Source organism: Bombilactobacillus apium (assembly GCF_013385145.1).
Lineage (GTDB): Bacteria > Bacillota > Bacilli > Lactobacillales > Lactobacillaceae > Bombilactobacillus > Bombilactobacillus apium.
In genome coordinates this window covers 226,863-245,372 of record NZ_JABZEC010000002.1, presented here as the reverse complement: position 1 = coordinate 245,372, position 18,510 = coordinate 226,863, and the positions used below count along the sequence as shown (strand labels likewise).

17 protein-coding genes are annotated in these 18,510 nt (G+C 29.4%); 13 read left to right on the top strand and 4 right to left on the bottom strand.

Annotation, left to right across the window (positions count from 1 at the left end; all coding sequences use genetic code 11):
• Nucleotides 1-414: 414 nt before the first annotated feature.
• Complete coding sequence (locus HU830_RS03215; RefSeq protein ID WP_176942343.1) at nucleotides 415-1,542, bottom strand: acyltransferase; 1,128 nt, start codon at nucleotides 1,540-1,542, stop codon at nucleotides 415-417.
• A 679-nt stretch (nucleotides 1,543-2,221) separates the two neighbouring features.
• Between HU830_RS03215 and HU830_RS03210 the strand changes: the two genes are divergently transcribed.
• From HU830_RS03210 to HU830_RS09160, 13 genes are all read left to right on the top strand, one after another.
• Nucleotides 2,222-2,416 carry a thiazolylpeptide-type bacteriocin gene (locus HU830_RS03210; protein WP_176942342.1) on the top strand — a complete coding sequence of 65 codons (195 nt, stop codon included), beginning with the start codon at nucleotides 2,222-2,224 and terminating at the stop codon, nucleotides 2,414-2,416.
• A gap of 194 nt (nucleotides 2,417-2,610) precedes the next feature.
• The gene (locus HU830_RS03205) at nucleotides 2,611-3,306 is read left to right on the top strand and encodes an ABC transporter ATP-binding protein (RefSeq protein WP_176942341.1); all 696 of its coding nucleotides are present in this window, start codon (nucleotides 2,611-2,613) and stop codon (nucleotides 3,304-3,306) included.
• Entirely contained in the window at nucleotides 3,303-4,061 is a 759-nt protein-coding gene (locus tag HU830_RS03200) for an ABC transporter permease (RefSeq protein WP_176942340.1), read from the top strand. Before HU830_RS03205 ends, HU830_RS03200 begins: the two co-directional genes overlap by 4 nt.
• Complete coding sequence (locus tag HU830_RS03195; RefSeq protein ID WP_176942339.1) at nucleotides 4,048-6,540, top strand: hypothetical protein; 2,493 nt, start codon at nucleotides 4,048-4,050, stop codon at nucleotides 6,538-6,540. The genes HU830_RS03200 and HU830_RS03195 overlap by 14 nt, the downstream gene beginning before the upstream one ends.
• Complete coding sequence (locus HU830_RS03190; protein WP_176942338.1) at nucleotides 6,530-7,555, top strand: hypothetical protein; 1,026 nt, start codon at nucleotides 6,530-6,532, stop codon at nucleotides 7,553-7,555. The genes HU830_RS03195 and HU830_RS03190 overlap by 11 nt, the downstream gene beginning before the upstream one ends.
• Entirely contained in the window at nucleotides 7,549-8,442 is an 894-nt protein-coding gene (locus HU830_RS03185) for a hypothetical protein (RefSeq protein ID WP_176942337.1), read from the top strand. The genes HU830_RS03190 and HU830_RS03185 overlap by 7 nt, the downstream gene beginning before the upstream one ends.
• Before the next feature lie 3 nt (nucleotides 8,443-8,445).
• Entirely contained in the window at nucleotides 8,446-9,984 is a 1,539-nt protein-coding gene (locus tag HU830_RS03180) for a YcaO-like family protein (RefSeq protein ID WP_176942336.1), read from the top strand.
• On the top strand, nucleotides 9,959-11,233 hold the full coding sequence (locus tag HU830_RS03175) for a hypothetical protein (RefSeq protein ID WP_176942335.1): 1,275 nt from the start codon (nucleotides 9,959-9,961) through the stop codon (nucleotides 11,231-11,233). The genes HU830_RS03180 and HU830_RS03175 overlap by 26 nt, the downstream gene beginning before the upstream one ends.
• Nucleotides 11,233-12,063 (top strand): lantibiotic dehydratase C-terminal domain-containing protein, encoded by an 831-nt coding sequence (locus HU830_RS03170; RefSeq protein ID WP_176942334.1) that lies wholly within the window; start codon nucleotides 11,233-11,235, stop codon nucleotides 12,061-12,063. The genes HU830_RS03175 and HU830_RS03170 overlap by 1 nt, the downstream gene beginning before the upstream one ends.
• Nucleotides 12,041-12,826: a SagB family peptide dehydrogenase gene (locus HU830_RS03165; protein WP_176942333.1), complete on the top strand. Its 786-nt coding sequence runs from the start codon at nucleotides 12,041-12,043 to the stop codon at nucleotides 12,824-12,826. The genes HU830_RS03170 and HU830_RS03165 overlap by 23 nt, the downstream gene beginning before the upstream one ends.
• Nucleotides 12,827-12,831: 5 nt before the next feature.
• The gene (locus HU830_RS03160) at nucleotides 12,832-13,695 is read left to right on the top strand and encodes a hypothetical protein (protein WP_176942332.1); all 864 of its coding nucleotides are present in this window, start codon (nucleotides 12,832-12,834) and stop codon (nucleotides 13,693-13,695) included.
• Nucleotides 13,696-14,074: 379 nt separating this feature from the next.
• The gene (locus HU830_RS09165; RefSeq protein WP_407647472.1) at nucleotides 14,075-14,356 is read left to right on the top strand and encodes a hypothetical protein; all 282 of its coding nucleotides are present in this window, start codon (nucleotides 14,075-14,077) and stop codon (nucleotides 14,354-14,356) included.
• Nucleotides 14,357-14,374: 18 nt separating this feature from the next.
• Entirely contained in the window at nucleotides 14,375-14,938 is a 564-nt protein-coding gene (locus tag HU830_RS09160) for a transposase (protein ID WP_407647473.1), read from the top strand.
• A 200-nt stretch (nucleotides 14,939-15,138) separates the two neighbouring features.
• Here HU830_RS09160 and HU830_RS03150 read toward each other — a convergent pair whose 3' ends face one another.
• The 3 genes from HU830_RS03150 to HU830_RS03140 form a co-directional block, all read right to left on the bottom strand.
• Nucleotides 15,139-16,389: an ATP-binding protein gene (locus HU830_RS03150; protein WP_176942331.1), complete on the bottom strand. Its 1,251-nt coding sequence runs from the start codon at nucleotides 16,387-16,389 to the stop codon at nucleotides 15,139-15,141.
• A complete protein-coding gene (locus HU830_RS03145; protein ID WP_176942330.1) occupies nucleotides 16,376-17,128 on the bottom strand; it encodes a LytR/AlgR family response regulator transcription factor in 753 nt (250 codons plus the stop codon). Before HU830_RS03145 ends, HU830_RS03150 begins: the two co-directional genes overlap by 14 nt.
• Nucleotides 17,129-17,846: 718 nt before the next feature.
• On the bottom strand, nucleotides 17,847-18,170 hold the full coding sequence (locus HU830_RS03140) for a hypothetical protein (RefSeq protein ID WP_176942329.1): 324 nt from the start codon (nucleotides 18,168-18,170) through the stop codon (nucleotides 17,847-17,849).
• Between the last annotated feature and the right edge of the window lie 340 nt (nucleotides 18,171-18,510).

Below are 18,510 nucleotides of genomic sequence, written 5' to 3'. Positions count from 1 at the left end.
AATAGCCCTGATTAATCAAGGGTTTAAGACAAATGAGAAAGGGGGCAACTATTAGTTGCTCTTTTTTGTGTTAACCAGAATCTTTAGCAAACTAAAAAAGCCCCCAGTTATGTAACGACCCCCAGAAGTTAGACCAAAATCTAATTTCTAGGAGGCAGGGCACTATCTTGGTGGCTCTTTCTTAGTTACTTAGAAATTGCGCTTTAATTTCATGTTGTTTGGGCCGTTTGGTAACTAGTTCAATGATTCTCTGGGTGGTTAACTTTTCGAGGGTTCTTTGAATCTCTCTTTTTTGTAGTGCAGATACAAGTGCTGGATTAATTGTTGGTCGGTGATTCTTAAGGAACGACTTGAGGTGAAGATTTGAGACTGGACGAAGAGAAAAATAAGATCCTTTAAATAGGAATTAAGCCATCAGTCAGAGAGCTTGGAGTAGCTTTTTTTTAATTTGTGTCGTCCTTGGCTTCGGGGCCAAATTTTTCGGAATAAACTTTGTACCGCTCTAAATAAACCTTGCCGGATTAGATCGACGGCGATCCCGCCGATGAGAATGATAAAAGAAACCGCTAGCGCTTCTAGGAAAATCTGCGGCGTATAGGGGTGGTGCTCACCAGCCTTAATAAAGTCGTTCCAAAGCCAGCTATAGGCCAAAACACTGGTGTGCAATAAGTAGACGCCAAAAGTTCCCCGAGCCAGAAAATTAAGCGGGTGATTATGGTGCGGAGGTAAACGTAAGAAAAGAAGAAAGATGGCGCTAGCCGCTATTAATTGAAAGGGGCTGACACTGGGATAATATTTTTGGGCCCAGCCAAAACCTTGAACTATTTGGGGATGAGTTAAGTGGACGAAATCAATACCTAGACTGGAAAGATACATCCCTCCCAGGCTAATAATAATCGCCAAGAATAAGCAAAAACTGGGAATTTTAGCCCAACGATCTTGGTATTTTCTGATATAGCCGCCTAATAAGTAAAGAAAAATAACTGGGGCCACCGTGTCCTGCAATAAGCCGATGGCATTACTGCCCACCGTACACTCGATTGTCGCGATTAAGGCTAAAAACAATAACAAGCCAGAGTAGCTTTTAAAGCTCAACTGTCTAATCCAAAGATTCAGGTAAGGAGCTAGGACTACGATACAAAAATAGGCGGTCGCAAACCAATAAGTACCCATGGTTAGGGGGAAGAAAGAGCGCATAATTTCGCGCGCACCGAAGTTAATTTTTAAGACGTAACTTCCAATAATAAAAGATAATAAAGAGTAAAAATAAACTTGGGTCCAGAGACGAAGAAGGGTTTTCCCATTCGGGCGTGAGCGGGTTGATTGGCTTAAAAAATAAGCACTAATTAAGACAAATAAATTGACGCCTAATTTACCGCCGAACCACAGCCACTGGATCCCTGCTATTAGTCCGAGGCTGGTCCCCTGAAAATGCCAATTAGTCATGATGGCAAAGTGTCCGAGAACAATCAAAAACATGGCGATGATTCGTAGGGCCTCCAAATTGGAATTTCGGTGACCGTACTTGGAATTTTGGTTCATGAAAGCTACCCCTCAAATTATATAAAGTGATTTTTTCTATCCCACTTAACTAGGGGATATTTATTAGTATAAACTTTTGAACTATTAATTTATAGAGAATAAATCAATGTGAGAGGGCTTAAAAAATGAAACTAGAGCATACTCCGTTAACTAATGGTAGATTTTATAATTAACCCGAATACTAATGTGATCTAAAAAATCAGAATAATTCCTTTGCGATAGTAGTTACCATAATGTAAACAATTAGTAAAACATCGCTTACGACTAACTTGGCCATTAGAACAGGTTGATCATCATCTGGGTTTGGCCATAGCTTCCATCTATAACTGGTTAGTTCAAGGTCAACTAGATTATTCAGTCCAAGAGATCCCAGACTTAGGAGAAAGATAACAGAAAAAGGGGAAATCACCATTGAAGTTTTTAGGGTCTATTCAGATTAAACCTATAATCTGTCCTAATAATAGAGTTTGGAGAACTAATAAATTAGATGATTTTGGTTTTTAAAGTGAGAATTATGTATAAGATTAATGAAGAATGTTATTTTGGAACCGATTATTGACCAATTAGAACTGTTTCATAATATTTTTAAATTAAAATTGTATATTACAAAGGCAGTTATATCTGTAATCTGATGAAATTGATAATTGTTTGGATGGGTGAACTAAAGGGGGAGAAGTATATGAAAACTAATAAAGATAATTCAGTGGTAGAAAGTTATAGTGAGATTGATAGTTTATTTGATAATGTTGAATTAATCGAAGTTGATGAAGCAATTACACTATCTGAGAGTGCAGCTTCAAGCGGTATTTCATCATGTAATAGTTGTTCTTGTTGTGCATCTACATCTTGTTGTAGTGTGCATTTCCATATTTAATTTGTAAAGTATATTGTTATGCTTATCACCCGTCCTGATGATTGATACTGGAAATCCAGTTAGAAAACTTTCATCAGGTTTTTTATAAATCGTGTGGTAATAAGTCAAACCAGATAATTGGCTTATTCATAAGAATAAATTTTTAATCAGAGTAGTATAAGGACTAATTTTAACAATACAAGGAGACGCCAATTATGAAAGTAATAGCAAAAAATATAACAAAAAAGTATGATGATTTTTTTGCTTTAAATAATATATCTTTTGAATTACCGGAAAATAAAATTATTGGATTAATCGGTCATAATGGTTCTGGTAAAACAACTATTTTAGAAATAATGGCTGGATTGAAAAAAAGCGATATGGGATCCCTTAGTTATACTCAAAATAGAAAATTCAAGGCCGATTTGGGAGTAGTATTGCAGGACAATGAATTCTATTCTGATGCTAAAGTAGGAGAGTTATTATCGCTATTTGCATCATTTTATCCACAAAATGTGGATATTTTACAACTAGAAAAAAAAACAAAGATAGATAAATTTAGAAATGAATTCTATAGAAACTTGTCTGGTGGAATGAAACAAAGAGTCAATATTGCGATTGCTCTTGTTAATAATCCATCTTTTCTAATACTTGATGAACCTACTACAGGATTGGATCCGTTAGCAAGAAGAGATTTATGGAAACTAATTAATTCAGTGACTGAAAAAACAACAACGGTGATTTCATCTCATTATATGGATGAAGTCGAAAAAAATTGTGATTATCTTATTATGCTAAAAAATGGCAGTATTGTTCTAAAAGGTTATACGAAAGACATAGTAAATTCTAATAGTATGAGTTTAGATGAATTATATATTCAAATTAATGAGAGCGAGGAAGAGAGTAAATGAATAGTTTTTTAAAACAACTGAATATTGAACTTAGGCTTTATGCAAGACAGCCATTATATTTACTATTTAGCCTAGTGATGCCAGTGGCTAGCTTTTACTTCTTTGGTAGCATGTATTCTAATATGAAGTATGGAGGAATAGACTTCTTTACTGTTTATATTCCCAGTTTCTGTATGCTTATTTTGTTTTCTTCTAGTGTTTTTAGTGTGGGAAACCAAGTTGTGGCTGATAAAGAAAAGGGAATATACAAACGTATCCGTGTTACACCGATAAGTTTGATACGCTTCATATCAGTGATCTTACTTAAAGCTTCTATAGTAGCGATTATTGGATTTTTATTAATTATTCTGGTTGCTAAGTTTGTATTTGGTGTAGCAATAGGAATCGAAAAACTACCTTTTATGGGAATATATATCCTTTTTACGGTATTTTCATTAGGGATAGGTGTCTTGTTGGCATTAATTATAAAAAAAGTAAATACCTATACAATGGTTATGATGACTTTATTTTTCCCAATGTTTTTTTTATCAGATGCTACAATACCTTTATCAACAATGCCAAAATGGATGAGATTCTTGGCAGAATTTAACCCATTATATCATGCTAATAAAATTTTGAGGTTCTTTTGGAATGAAAAGTTCCGAGAGATATATTCAAATAGTTTATGGAAGTCATTTGTCTTTTTGGGGATTATTATTCTAGTGTTATTTCTTGTACTACTGTTTAGATGGAGGAAATCATATGATAAATTTTAAAACCCATCCAATACAAGTGGTTAGAGAAAAAAACAGTACAGAATTTTTTTCCAATAAGTATGACTTTAAATTCAGTAATATGGTCGAAGCTATTAAAAGTAATTGTGTAGAGTTTAATAATTTCTGTAATGATAAGATTTCTGCACTTAAAAGACTAGATTTAAAATCACAAGATGATATTAAATATAAAAGTTATCTTCTCACGAAAATGAGAAAGCATAATATATCATTGAAATTAAGAGAGCCTAATGATTCAAACCATTTTGGATGGAAAATAAAAAAAGAATATGATTATTTTTACCATAAAAATAAAAATATATTGAAAAAATTAAATTATTGGTATAACTATATATTATTCAATAATACTAATGACCTTATTAATAGTTTTCATCATAACCGTGATATTTTTAATTCGTCTTTTCTTACGAATAAAGAAGTTACTGAAAAAATACCTGAAAAAATATATATATTCAACGAACAAAAAAATAAAACGAAAAAGAAACAATATAGTTTTTTAGTTAATATTTTAACAAGAAGTTCAGTTAAGACTTCGCCATTATTGAACTTTAATAGTGTAAAATTTTGTTCTGACAGTATTCCAGCGTTTGATTATAGATTACTAAAAAATAAGTATACGCCAAATTATGTTTTTTTTATTAAATCGTTCTTGAATAAGGCATTAGGCGGTCAAAGTATTGATAATCTATCATTTATAATTAATAAAAGAATATCAAAAGATGGAAAGTATATATTTGTTTTTTCCAATTCTAGTTCAAATTTCAAAGTTTTAAATTCTAAAGATACATTGGTGAGATTTGAATATAATGAAATTATAGATAATCTTTTGAACTCAAATGAACCTTGCTGGTCTGTTTCTAAGTTCAGTATCTTTTTTGGAATTTCTCTGTTAAAAAGTAGAAAAATAATATTAAATTTATATAAATATGGGGTGTTAATCCCCCTGACAAATATTAAGCTAAATTCTTCTTTTGGAGAAAGTCTAATTAATAGTATAAGGAATAATAAAATAGATGATAGTTTTAGAGAAAAGGTTATCGAAATAGATCACTTATTCGAAATTTTGAACACGGGTGGTTTTTCAAAAGATATAGTTGAAAAAATACAACAATTATATAAGGAAGTTGCAATTGATTCAAATACAAATGAGATCCCTAAATCACTATGTATATACGGAGATAATATAGTTAGAACAGATAACGATGTATTTAGTTTAAGTAATGACATAAAGGAGGAATTACTAGAATTACTACAGTCGTTTGCTATATTTGATGTTAATGAATTGATAAAAAATGAATTTATCCTTATGAGTAATATAAAAGATAACAAAATATATACCAGTGATAGTAAGTTTACACAGATAATTACAGAGGCTAGCTTGAAATATTCTGAGTTTTGGACGGATCCTTGGAAAAATTTCTCTTCAAAATCTAATACTAATAAAAAAATATTACATTTGAAAGAGGAGTTTAAACAGTACTTGGAACGTCATAGTATTGATAAAGATATAGATCTTGTTGAAATAATTAGACGCGTATCTTCAAAAATAGATAGGAGTAGTGTATCTTCAGCTGCATGCTTTAGTTTATTTTTTCAGAAATCTAATATTGGACAGATAGTAATTAATAAAGTGTATCCCGGTTATGGATCTTTTTATAAAAGATTTATAAGAAATACTAACATATTGGACTTATATAAATCTGAAATAAATGATTTTTATCAAAATTCAGGATTTGAATATATGGATATAAATGAATCGTTAGGTTTTAACGGAAATGTAACAGATTATGCAATGTTTCCTAATATATATATAAATGCTAATGGAAATGTAAATGAATTTATTGATTCCTATATTGGAAATAAGCATACCGTCAATGGTCTAAATAGAAATCGTATAACTAAGTCAGGTGGAGATCTATTTATAACAGCTGAAAACGAGCAATTAAAGTATAAACCTGTAATTGCTTCTAGCCTTATTAGAGCATTGTATCCCGGAAATCTCGCATTTTTATCTGCAATATTTACCAATATTAATTTTATCCCGGAAATCTCGCCACTTATTTTTAATGGTCAAAAAAAGGATGTTAAATATTGCCCTAATATCGTATTTAAAGATATTTTAATAGAAAGAAAGTCCTGGATGATAGAAAGTATACCATCTTATGTTTTTGATAATGATAATATTAAAACATATTTAAGGATGCTAGAATTATTTAAAACGGAAGGAATTCCTAAGAGATTCTTTTTTAAAGTAAGAAAAAAAGAATTTAAGGGTAAAAGGATAAAATCTATAAGTATTGAATTTGAAAAACCATTATTTTGTGATTTTGATAATATTGTCCTTTGGAAGGAGTTCTGTAGGATACTAAAGCGTCGGGAAGAAATAATTATTAGTATATGTGATCCTAAGAATCTAAATTTACCGGAGTATATGCAGGAGGTACTTATATATGATAGCTAAATACACCATAAATCTTAATGTTCAAACAGAATATAAAAATTTTTTTATAATTAACTATTTAATACCTGTATTACAGATGTATCGCAAAGAGGGCTATGAACTTTTCCTATTTAGAACTGTTGAAAATGGCCCAGTCATCAATATTTTTATCAATAACATAGAAGAAAGAAAGACTAGTGAAATTTTAAAAGAATTACGTAATAAACTAATATTATTTAAAAAAGAACATTTGGGTAAATTACATGAAAACGATATTTATATGCGAGAAATGAAAAATATCAATAAAATGAACAGACTTAAATCAAATAATAAGTTCCATAATTTTTCCGTAAATTTAGAAGAGTTAAATAGAATAAATAGACGCGGTGAGTATCGAAGTGTATCTGATCAAGAAACTATTAATAGATGGCTTTTTAAAAATGGATATTTAATTGAAAAGACTATCTGTATACTGTCTAGATACAATAGATTTGATAAAAGGGTATTCTTGACATCATTATTTATTTTTATTAGTGAACAGTTGGATCATATATCTTTACTCGGATATTTATCTTTTAAATCTCATTATTTAGGTTTTATGAGTTTTAATAAAAAAATGAAGATAATACATCAGCAATTAATAAAAGACTATCCTAAGATATCGAAAAGATTCGAATTGAATTTTGATTCTCAGGATGGATGTTATATTACGTTGGATTCCGATTTAAATAAATTGCAAAAGGAATGGCAGACAGTATTAAAAGATTTTTATAATAAAGCTTCAAAAAGTAAAACTAATAAAGCATCAATTCTTCAAGTATTAGCAATGGTCAGATTTTCAAATCTTTCTGGATTTCACTCCGATGTTTTTCAAGTTAGAAACTTGTCTTTCTATAGATCTGAGCAATTTCAGATCTATAGGAAGCTGGTTAATCTTGCATATATGATTCTTCCATCAATAGGTTTAAATACTGTTGATCGTATTCAATCCGCTTTTTTTACAGTAGAAATAATTGAGGGTGAAATGGAATGTTAGATATAAAATATAAAGGCAATCTTTTTATTGAAAATATAGACGAAAAAATGCTGATAAGAATAAAACAAAAAGAATTTTATTTTCAAAAAGATGCTTTTTCAATGAAGCTGATTAATAGTATTATAGGATTAACGGAGAAAAAAATCTCTTTGAATAAATTAATAGATAGTTTAAGTTCTGATTTTTCTATTTTAGAAATAAAAAAAACTATTTATCTGCTGAAGAAAATATCGGCTCTCGAAGAGGTCGATCCTACGTATCAAGAAAATAAGATTAATGATTATATATTCCGAAATTATACAGACTACATGGATATAATAAATTGTAATTATAAAGATATACATCCAGTAGAGTTAACTAAAATTAGTTTACTAGATGATTTACCTAGAAAATATCCAAACACTTTTTATACTACATTTTTAGAAGATAATATAGTTGCTTTTATTAGTAATGAACAAGAGTTAAATAAACTAAAAGAACATATATCTATCAAGGAAAAAAATAACTTTGTGAACGATGATATAACAAAAATATTAAAGATTTATTCTTTGATATTAGCTATCAATAGTAAGTCTAAGTACAGTAAATATATGAATTGTTTTGTGCTCACTAGTAGATTTGAAATAATAAATTTTAACTTAGGACATATAAACATGAATATTGATTTATATGATTACAGTAATATAAATGAGCTGATTAATATAATGACAACTGATCCTAATTATTTTTTAGAATATAATGTAATGAAAAATAGTAATAAATACAATATAGAATACCATTTCAAAGGATACTCAATGGTAGAAAGAAATGTTTGTGGATTTTCATATAGAGAGGCATTAAGTAAAATGTTAGTAGATATTAAAGAGCAGCTATTTACGGAGGAATAGTACTTGATAAAAGAATACCAAGATCGTTTTTTTATTTCAAATAGAAGAATCGACTTTTGTGAGGATTTTTTATTTGATAATTTATATAGAAATAAAGGAATTTACGTATCTAAAGGAATAGATATGACCAAGCATAATAAACTGGAAGACGATATATTATTATTGATGGAAGGTCAAATATCTAAAACTGATATATTCATTGAGAATATAAAGAATGATGTTGAATTTCATAGGCATAATATCCCGATGTTTTTGGAGAATAACACATTAGACAGTGATGATGAGAAAAGTATCAACACTAATTTTAGGATTAATAATAATCTTGAATTCTTTAATTTGGAGAGTCAACTATTCGATAATAAATTTGGTGTAATTTTTAATATGTACGCTGATATATTTTCGAAAGAGTACATGGTCATGGGAGCGGAAATATCCCCTTTACCTAGGATGAGGATATTGGAAGTTGGATATGGAAGATCTTTGGATGTAAAAAAATCTAAAAATGAAGCAATATTGGAGGCTCTAGAAAGATATTCGCTTTTCTCTATAGAGAATCCTGAAAAGATTGAACGTTTATCAAATACTATTGCGATTAAATACCCTAAAGAGTTTGACAAATTAATATCAAAAAATATTTTTTGTGTGGATGGGACAGATGAGCGTAATGGTAAAAAAGTTATTGTTCCAACACAAATGGTTAATTTTAAACATGTAGAAGATTTTGATTTAGTAAATGAAACTTCGAACGGAGTGGCCGTAGGTGCATCTTTATTTGAGTCGAAATTATTTGGGCTATTAGAATTCATAGAAAGAGATGCGTTTCTAGTTTTTTGGCTAAAAAGGATAATATTGAAGAGAATAAAGATCAGTTCTCTTTCTAAATACCAAATTGATATAATAAATGATTTTGAAAATACTGATAAGAAAGTATATTTGTTTGATTTGAGAATAGATATAAATATGCCTACTATTTTATGCTTGATAATATCAAAAAAGGAACTTCCTGCAACCTATGTTAGTACTGCAGCTAATATTAATTTAAATTCTGCGATAGATGGTGCCTTGAAAGAAGCAATCGTGGCCCATAATATTTATCAAAATGATTCCAACTTAGATAATCCACCCAAGGTGGTAAGTAGATTGGAAGATCATTATAAATATTATGCTACCTTAGAAAGGGTGCATACCTATGATTTTTTGATAAAAAAATCTGAAGAGGTAGATTTAAATTTACTATATAAAAATTATCATTACAACTTTGAAACTATTAATACGGATAAAAAAGCTTACGAATTTGTACTTAAAAGTATACCTAATAAATATGATGTATTTTCGGTTAATTTAAGTAGTCATTGGATGGGGAAATTGGGGTTATATTCTACAAAAACATTAATACCAGGAATGCAAACCATGTATTTTGGGGTCGATAATCAGCGTATTAATATTGAGAGAGTAGAATATTCATCACAAAATTCGATTAACAATTTGATTAGTCTTGAAGAGAAAGGAAGAATAAATGATGCGCCACACCCATTCCCGTGAATTTTTAAATAATTATTTAATAAATAGATATGAGACAATAAAAAACGAGAAAATAGGTGTTTATTCTTATGAAGTTGTGTCTAAAACAGTGATAAAACCTGTACAAACTAACTTTATTCAGAAAATAAATAAATTAATGTATTTATATAATAAAATAGAGCGTATCGAGCCAGAAAATCCCTATATAGTGCACTGGAAGTTTCCAACTGCTAGAAATTTACAAAGTAATAAGATAATACTACGAATAAGTGGTCGGCGTTCTGTAGATTATCTTGAGTATATAAGAAGAGATCAAAATTTTAGACTTATATATTCTACACAAAAAAGTGTATACGACGAAGATAAAGAAATAATGTATTCTTTGTTCCTATGTTATTGTGAAGAAATAATTGGGAAAGTGTACGGAAAGTTTGGCTTTATCTTATCTCTAATTGATTCAGGTCACGAAGTAGATCAATTAAATAGTATTATATACAGAAAGATTGAGAGTCTTAAAAAAACGAGTGTTATTTATTTACCCAATGAATCGTTTTTGCAAAACAAGAGGTTTTTTCCTCTCGTAGAACTTAAATTTAATGGCGATTTTGAAACATCAAACAAAGTAATAAAGAGTGAAGCTAATAATAATATTATTGATGATATTTATATAGAAATGAATAAAACAAAACCGGAAATTAGAAAAATTAATGGATTGCTATCTAGCAGAGTTGAGCGTAAACATTATATTAGAACCAGTGCGCAATTTTTCCAGGGACTAAGCTTCATCTCAAGAAAGCAAGTTGATATATGTTCCATAGTTTTAAAATTAAGTAGTTATTTAGACAGTAGTATGGGAATTATAGTTTTAGATCTTAGTAAGGAAAATATGTTTTTAATAAAAAAAAATAAAGATATCATTAGATGTAATGATAAATACCTTATTAATAATCCACAGAGTATATTACATGATGCTAAAGATTATTTGGATATATCGAGTAGTTCATATATATTTTTATTGGTTTCTAAAGCTGATTTTTGTATTGAATCTTCTAGAATAATATTGCAAAGGTTTATATACTCTGGAGAAATTTTTAATAAATTAGGATTGATTTTAAGCGAGAAGAATTTTGTATGTAGATGTCTAAGAAATATAGATGATAAAAAAGTCATCAAGAAAATAAACAGGGATTTTCCTGAATATAATATTATTAATTATTTAATGATTGCTGGTATTGGGGCTATGGATTCAATATTAAGGATGGATATTTAATGAATTCAATACATTTTTTTATTCACTCTATTGAAAAACAAAATATTTTTATTGAAAATTTACCACATATTTTTGCAGATAGTTCCGTGAATGATTGGTTTTTTATAAGATATTGGTATGGAGGACCACATATACGAGTAAGATTTAAAGATAATAAAGGTTCAGCAGACAGATTGCTGATTGATTTTTTTGAATTAATGATGAAAGATTCGGTTTCTGAATTAACGCCACAAATGTATTATGCTGACCATAAATTTGATGGTGAAGAGCAAGAAATAGAGGAATTACCCTGGTTTCCAAATGGAACGTATAGGTATATAAGATATGTTCCTGAAATTAATAGATATGGAGAGGGAGAATTTTTGCGTGTTTCAGAAATTATATTTAATCAGACCTCAATTATTGTATCTAAAGTTTATTCAAATAGTCATAATATGAATTATATTTCTGCATGTGGAATATTTTTGATGAATTTTTTTATTTCTAAAGTGATAGGTTCTAAATATGAATTTTTAATGGTCTATTATGATTTTTGGAAAAAATTTTTAACCTCTAAAATAGTATTAAATAGAAATAGCTTTTATAAAATATCAGAAATCATTAGTAATATGCACTTGGATAAAGAATTTTCAAAAGAAATTTATATAATAGATGAACAATTATCAATTCTTAAAAAAATATGCGGATTTAAAGAAAGAAGTTTTTATGACTATGTCATTAGTTCTCAGATTCATATGGCAAATAATAGATTTGGAATAACACCATCGGTAGAGGCTAGACTAGCTGGTTTATTATTGGAGGAAATAGATGAGTTGGAAAAAAGAAAATGATCCTTACCTAGATATTAAATCAATGCTGGATTTTCATTTCAGATCTATTCATTCTGAAACAAATATGTCTGCTAATATTATCAGACGAGGCTTAGTTAAAAATAATGAAATAAAAAGTTGTTATTTAAAGATGAATTCCATTTCTTTAAGTGAATTGGGAGACTTTGAGACAATTGATATTAGTTTTGTAGATGTATTAAAAAGAAGGAGAACTTCATGGGATTTTAATGAAGAACCCATACAGTGCTCGACATTGTCATCAATTATTCATTACTCACTAGGTATAACTGATAATTGTAAGTATGGTGATTTTATAGTTAATAAAAGGGCATATCCGTCTGCAGGGGCTGAATATTCTATCATACCATATATATATATTCAGGGAACTGGTAATGATTTGATAGACCATAAAATATTTAAAATGGAAATCCAATCTGAAAAGTTGTATTTAGTGAATAAATTAAATGATAAAGAAATAAATGGTATTTGCTCTACTTCTAAGTTCACGGATCGCAATTTTAATAAATGTAATTTTATTATTTTTTTTGCAACAAATTTCGAAGTGTTATTTTCTAAGTATGGTATGTTGTCGTATCGTCTTTCACTACTAGAAGCGGGACATATGTGTGAAAATATCCAGCTAGTTTCTACAGCATTAAATGTGTCTACGGTCCCTCTTGGTGGATTTTACGATAATTTTGTTAGAAGAATATGTAAGCTAGATGGTAGGAACTTTGTTCTGTATATATTAGGAGGAGGGTAAATTTTTTGAAAGTTATTGATTCTAAATTCCAGTTTATTAGATATAACAAAAAAATAGCGCTATATAATATAAAAAAATTTGAGATTGATAAAGTATTATCTCTTCCTGAGCAAATGACAGACTATTTTTTAATGCTTAATGACGATAATAATTGGGGGCATTATACTAAGGAAAATATAATACTAAATAAAGTAATTAACTTTATAGAAAGTAATATGGCGAACGTTATTGTATCGGTAGACGAGAGAGAGTATAGGCGTAGGATACTACAGCAAAATTTTATTAATAACTTTGTTAATAAAAATAATGATAATTACGAATTAAATAGTGATCAAATTAAAATAAATTTAAAAAGAATGTTATACTTTGAACCGATTTTGGGTATCGGTTCTGATATTAAATTCAATTTGTTTAATAATTTTCGTTCAAGAGTTGATTATAAAAATAATGATATATATAGACATGATCCAATATTTATTATTAATCTAAATATTGGTAGAGAGAGGCTTGTTAGTATGGAGAAGGTTTTTACCAGTCAGCCAAGCAAGCGCATATATTATGGAATTCAAGATGGAGATTTAATTATAGGTCCAGGATTATGTGGCGAAGATTATGGATGCCTTTTTTGTGGACATAATATATTCAATGAAAATCATTTTTTAAATGATAACTATGGGTTTATTGATAATATAATACAAGGCCTCTTACAAGAAGAGGTACTTAAATTTAATTCAAATCTATTATCTTTTATGAAGAAAGATACAACACTTACCAAAGGTAAATATTTTGATTTATCGTTGGTAGATTATTCAGCCTTTGATAAGTATCTATCTCGTAACTCCCATTGTAAGTTATGTGGTATCGATTAATTTAGTATAATACAATGTTGTAGATTGATTGTTTGAAAGACGTCCTTTTTATCGAGCTATATTGATATTTTATTTAAAAAATAATTATTTTTGTGAAAGATATGTACCGACTCCCAAAAGTTAGACCGAAAATCTAACTTCTGGGGGTCGGTATTTTTATGGCTAAATATAGTTTTGGACTTAAGTTAAAGATCGTTCACGAATATTTTGCAGGAGAAGGGGGAATTAAATCAATATCTATCGAGAGTTTGGTGCAGAAGGAATAGCTTGGCTCTCAAGAACGAAAGGATGTCCACCTACTTTGCCTAAGAAAAAAATCAAAAAGCCAAGTCAATAAACACCCGTAGAACGTGATCGGATTAAGAGGTTAGAGAAACGGGTGCAAGATCGAGAATGCCTCGTTAAAAGGATTAAGGAAGCTACAAAAAGAGGAAGATCGACAAAGACGAAGGAATCAATCGCCCGAATCATTGCCAGTCTCCGAGGATCATTCAAACTAGTTGATCTTCTGGAAACCTTGGAATTTCCTAAATCGACCTTTATGTATTGGCAGCAACGCTTTAATTACCAAAGCCCTGATCAGGAAATCGAAGCTGAAATGCTTAGGATCAGAGAACAGCATCAAAATTACGGTTGTTTGCGGATGACAAAGGAATATTGAATCAAGGAATCCATGTAAATAAGAAGAAGGTTTGACGTCAGTATTTGTCACCAAAAGATTACGACAGAACTAAAGTACTTTAAAACAGACACGTCCGGCACCATTCGGGCAAAGAAGCTCTACCTAGATCCTTTTCTAGATATGTATAGTAGCGAGATTACCGCTTATCGCATTTCTGAAAAGCCGAATGCCTTAGCGATTATGGCAGCCTTGGAAGAAGCAATCCAAGTAATAGGTGACCGCATCTATCGTCGAACGTTTCATATTGATCAAAAAATTCAATATCAAAATTCTAAATTTTGGAAATTGCTTCGAAGTAATCAAATTCTCTGGAGTATGAGTCGGAAGGTAACTTGTTTAGATATTGCAAGTGTAGAAAGCTTCTTTCACCAACTTAAAGTAAGTGTCGTCCATAATTATAAAGCCATAAGTTATGTAGAGGTAGAACAGCAAATTAAAACGTATCTTAATTATTATAGTAATTGTCGAATTAAAGAAAAAATGGATGGATTATCACCTGTAGATACTGGCAACAAGCCACCCAGAAAGGCGCTTAATATTTCTCCTAATTTTAGAAGATAGCTCAAATTTACCTTAAATAAATTTTTTTAAGCTATCAGGCTTAGGTATATTGTGCGCAAACCATATACAGTACGTATTGGCAGATAACTTAATACCGATGTAGATTAAATCCGAATATTTGATTACTGGTTTATCTTTTTTCCATTCCGGTAAATATTTACAAATGATATTTGTTAATATATCTAGCAAGTCACAATCTCCTAAGCTTTATACGGTATCACAACCAATACTGTATAGGTATTTTTTAGACGTTTTATTTCAATAATTCCGTTTAGGTCTTTAATTAGGTCTTTAGAAATTGAAAGTCCTACTCCGTAGCCCTTTAATTGTCTATATATATGTGCATAATTGAAACCATTAGTAATACGTAAAATTAATCTATCTTTTTCTATTACAATTTCATTTCTTATAAAACGATTTGTTAAATTGGACTTGGAATATTTTATGGCATTATCATAAATATTTCCAATTATTAATCCTAAGCTATCGGATTGGATCCCTATCAGATGGCTATTCACTCTAATACTCTTTGATAACTGTATCTTATATTTTCTACAGTTATCGACCAAATAGCTATTCATTGAATCTATAGCTAAATTACCTGTGAAACTACTATTTGATTGGTGTACAGTTGGTAATTCCAGTTGTTCATTTATTTTTTTTAGGGCACCGTCCATATTATTTCTTTTAATAAGTTCTTTAAGTAAAACTAGATGTTTATTATAATCATGTATTATTTTTCTATCACTTTTAAATTTATTTATTAATTCTGTATTTTTTTTTGACTTCGATAAAAGTTGCTGATTCTGTACTTTGAGAGAGTAGGTTTCGATAAACATCTTTTCAATTTTATTTGTTTGAAATAATAATAATATGTTTAAAATAATTACAAAACAGATACTACAAAATTTTATTAATAAATTATAGTGACTGTTATTTATAGTCACAGATAGTAATATACAAGAGATAAAGGAGATTGGGAGTAAAATATACCAATAATTAGAAAATAATTTGTTTTTTATTGAGATAGAATCGAAAAATGATTTTATAATAATGAGTTGTAGTATGGAATTTATAATTATGAAGAGCGGTTTATGGTTTAATTGAACATTAAAAAAGTAGTAACAAGAAAACATCGAAATAAGTTCCGTAATGGCTGCAAAGAAAAGAGAAAAGATCGTTACAATCATCCTACTAGTACCATTCATTTTAAAAAGAATGGTGATGATATATATGGAAATACATGTTAATAGTCCAATAAGAATGTTGTTATTAATTTCTGTATTTATTGTCAATATAATACTAGACAGCATACAAAAAAATAGTGGTCTAAATTTGCTGAGGTGGTTATTAAATTCATATAGTAAATTAAAAGAATAAAAAAATACACCTGTTTGAAAAATATTAGCTAATAATGTAATAAAAATATTGTTTGTACTAAAAACTTTCATTTTTAAACTCCTGATTTATTAAATCGATAAAAGCTTTTTTTACTTGCTTTTTTTGAGTTCTCCCAATAGGTAAAATATCACCATTACTTACAATGACTTTATTCGTACTTATGCTTTCTATTTTGTTAATGTTGATAATTATCGATCTATATATTTTTATAAAATTGTATTTTTCTAACTCTTCATACGATCTGTTTAGTCTCCCCGAGGTATAAAAGTGATCTGTTATTGTTTGTACCTTAATGAGTCTTTGTGGAGAATTCACAAGTTCCAAGTATATTATGTCATTAATCAGAGTTAATCTTTTGTTCCCTGTATTTTTATCAAGAATAATTATCATTTGTTTATCGTGGTTACTGATTTTTTTATTTACATCAGTTATTGTTTGTTTGATTTTTTTAAAATCTACCGGTTTTACTAAGTAATTTTGTGGATGAACTCTAAAACTATCAAACACGTATTCAGGGTAATTTGAAATGAAATAGACAATTGGTTCGATGTGTAGAATAGATTTGACTTTACTTATAACTTCAATACCATTGATATCACCAATTTCAATATCCATGTATATGATTAATAAAGATTCTTTTTCATGATTTGCAAAGTCTATAAATGATTTTGCACTTTTAAATTCTTTTATTTTAAAATCAATGTTAAATTGTACAGATGCTCTCAATAACATTTTTCTTGTGTATATAAGTGAACTAGCATCGTCATCGCAAATACATACAGTGAACATTATGACACCTCCCTCATTTTATTTTATCATATTATTTTGGATATTAATGAGTGCTTTTTACTAAATATTACTTAAAACAAATAACTTCATATAAAAAATGACGCTCGCTTTGGAACCAATCCGGGGAGTGTTTCTATGACAATGAGGAACAAAAAAGTTGTGGAAGCAATTATTCGCTGGAATTCGTAGATTTTATGTAGGCTTTATTTGGAGATATATCCTGGCGTAAATATCATTGTAGAAAAATTAAATCAGAAGAAGATTAAATATCAGAGATAAGAAAATTCATTATTGCAGATCTGCATTGATGACTTACAAAAATTACAGATTTACAGTAAAAAATTTGTACAAATCGTTGTTAAACTCAGAGTAAAATATTAATTTGTCGACTTGATTGCGGACTTACCAATTGTAATGCCATTTTTTCAATACTAATGGGGAAACCAAAGGATCCTGATCCTGTCGTTAATTTAAAGGAGATACTTATCGAAATTTTGAAGAATATCGTATTAATTGTGATACTTTTAGGATAATCGCTTATACCCTTTGGAAGAAAGTACCGGATCTATTTTCCAATGACCAATTCTTGCCGTTGATTGACTGTTATTGGACGTCCTTAAATGCCAGTGCCAGTTTGATATTGTCCATGAGTTTCCCGCTTTTTATTTTATCTTCGTCCTCTATCTGGAAGCTCTTGTATTGAATAATTTAGTCGACCTTAGTTTAACCAGTTATAGATAGAAGCTGTGGCAAAACCCAGATGATAAGCAACCTGTTCAGGTGACCAAGTTAGCAGCAAATAATGTTCTACTAATTGTTTACGTTGTGGGGTTAGAATTGATTTGTGCCCACAATGGCGCCACTTTCGGTGAGTATCAGCTTGAGCTAGTTCAGAATCATAAAGTTGAACTCGTTGTAACTCATAAAAAATGTTCGATTTGGCGAGGCCTAAATCTTGGACAATGAAGGTCTGACTTTCTCCTTGACGCAGTAAACTAGTAATTGTGTCGTGCTGAAATTGTAATGGAGCAGAAGTTTTCAAAGTAAATTCCTGCTTTCAAGGTTGTTGTGGTAACTACCATTGTAAAGGAATTACTTTGGTTTTTTTAGATTAAATTATCGTTTGGGGTAATTATAGAATCTGTCATAATAATAAAAAAATTCAATTTTTAAGAATAGAAATTATAAAAATGTAAAAAATGTGATTTATTGATGGAACATCAGTAGAAAATGATCCTGCTCATCAAGAAGCGACTTTAAAATCAGCTGACTATTTCGTTGCCCACAATTAGGGATTAGTCTACGGTGGCGGTGACTTTGGGCCGATGGATTTACAGATTGTTACTAATATGTCGGTACGCAAATGTTTGATGCTTGAAGTA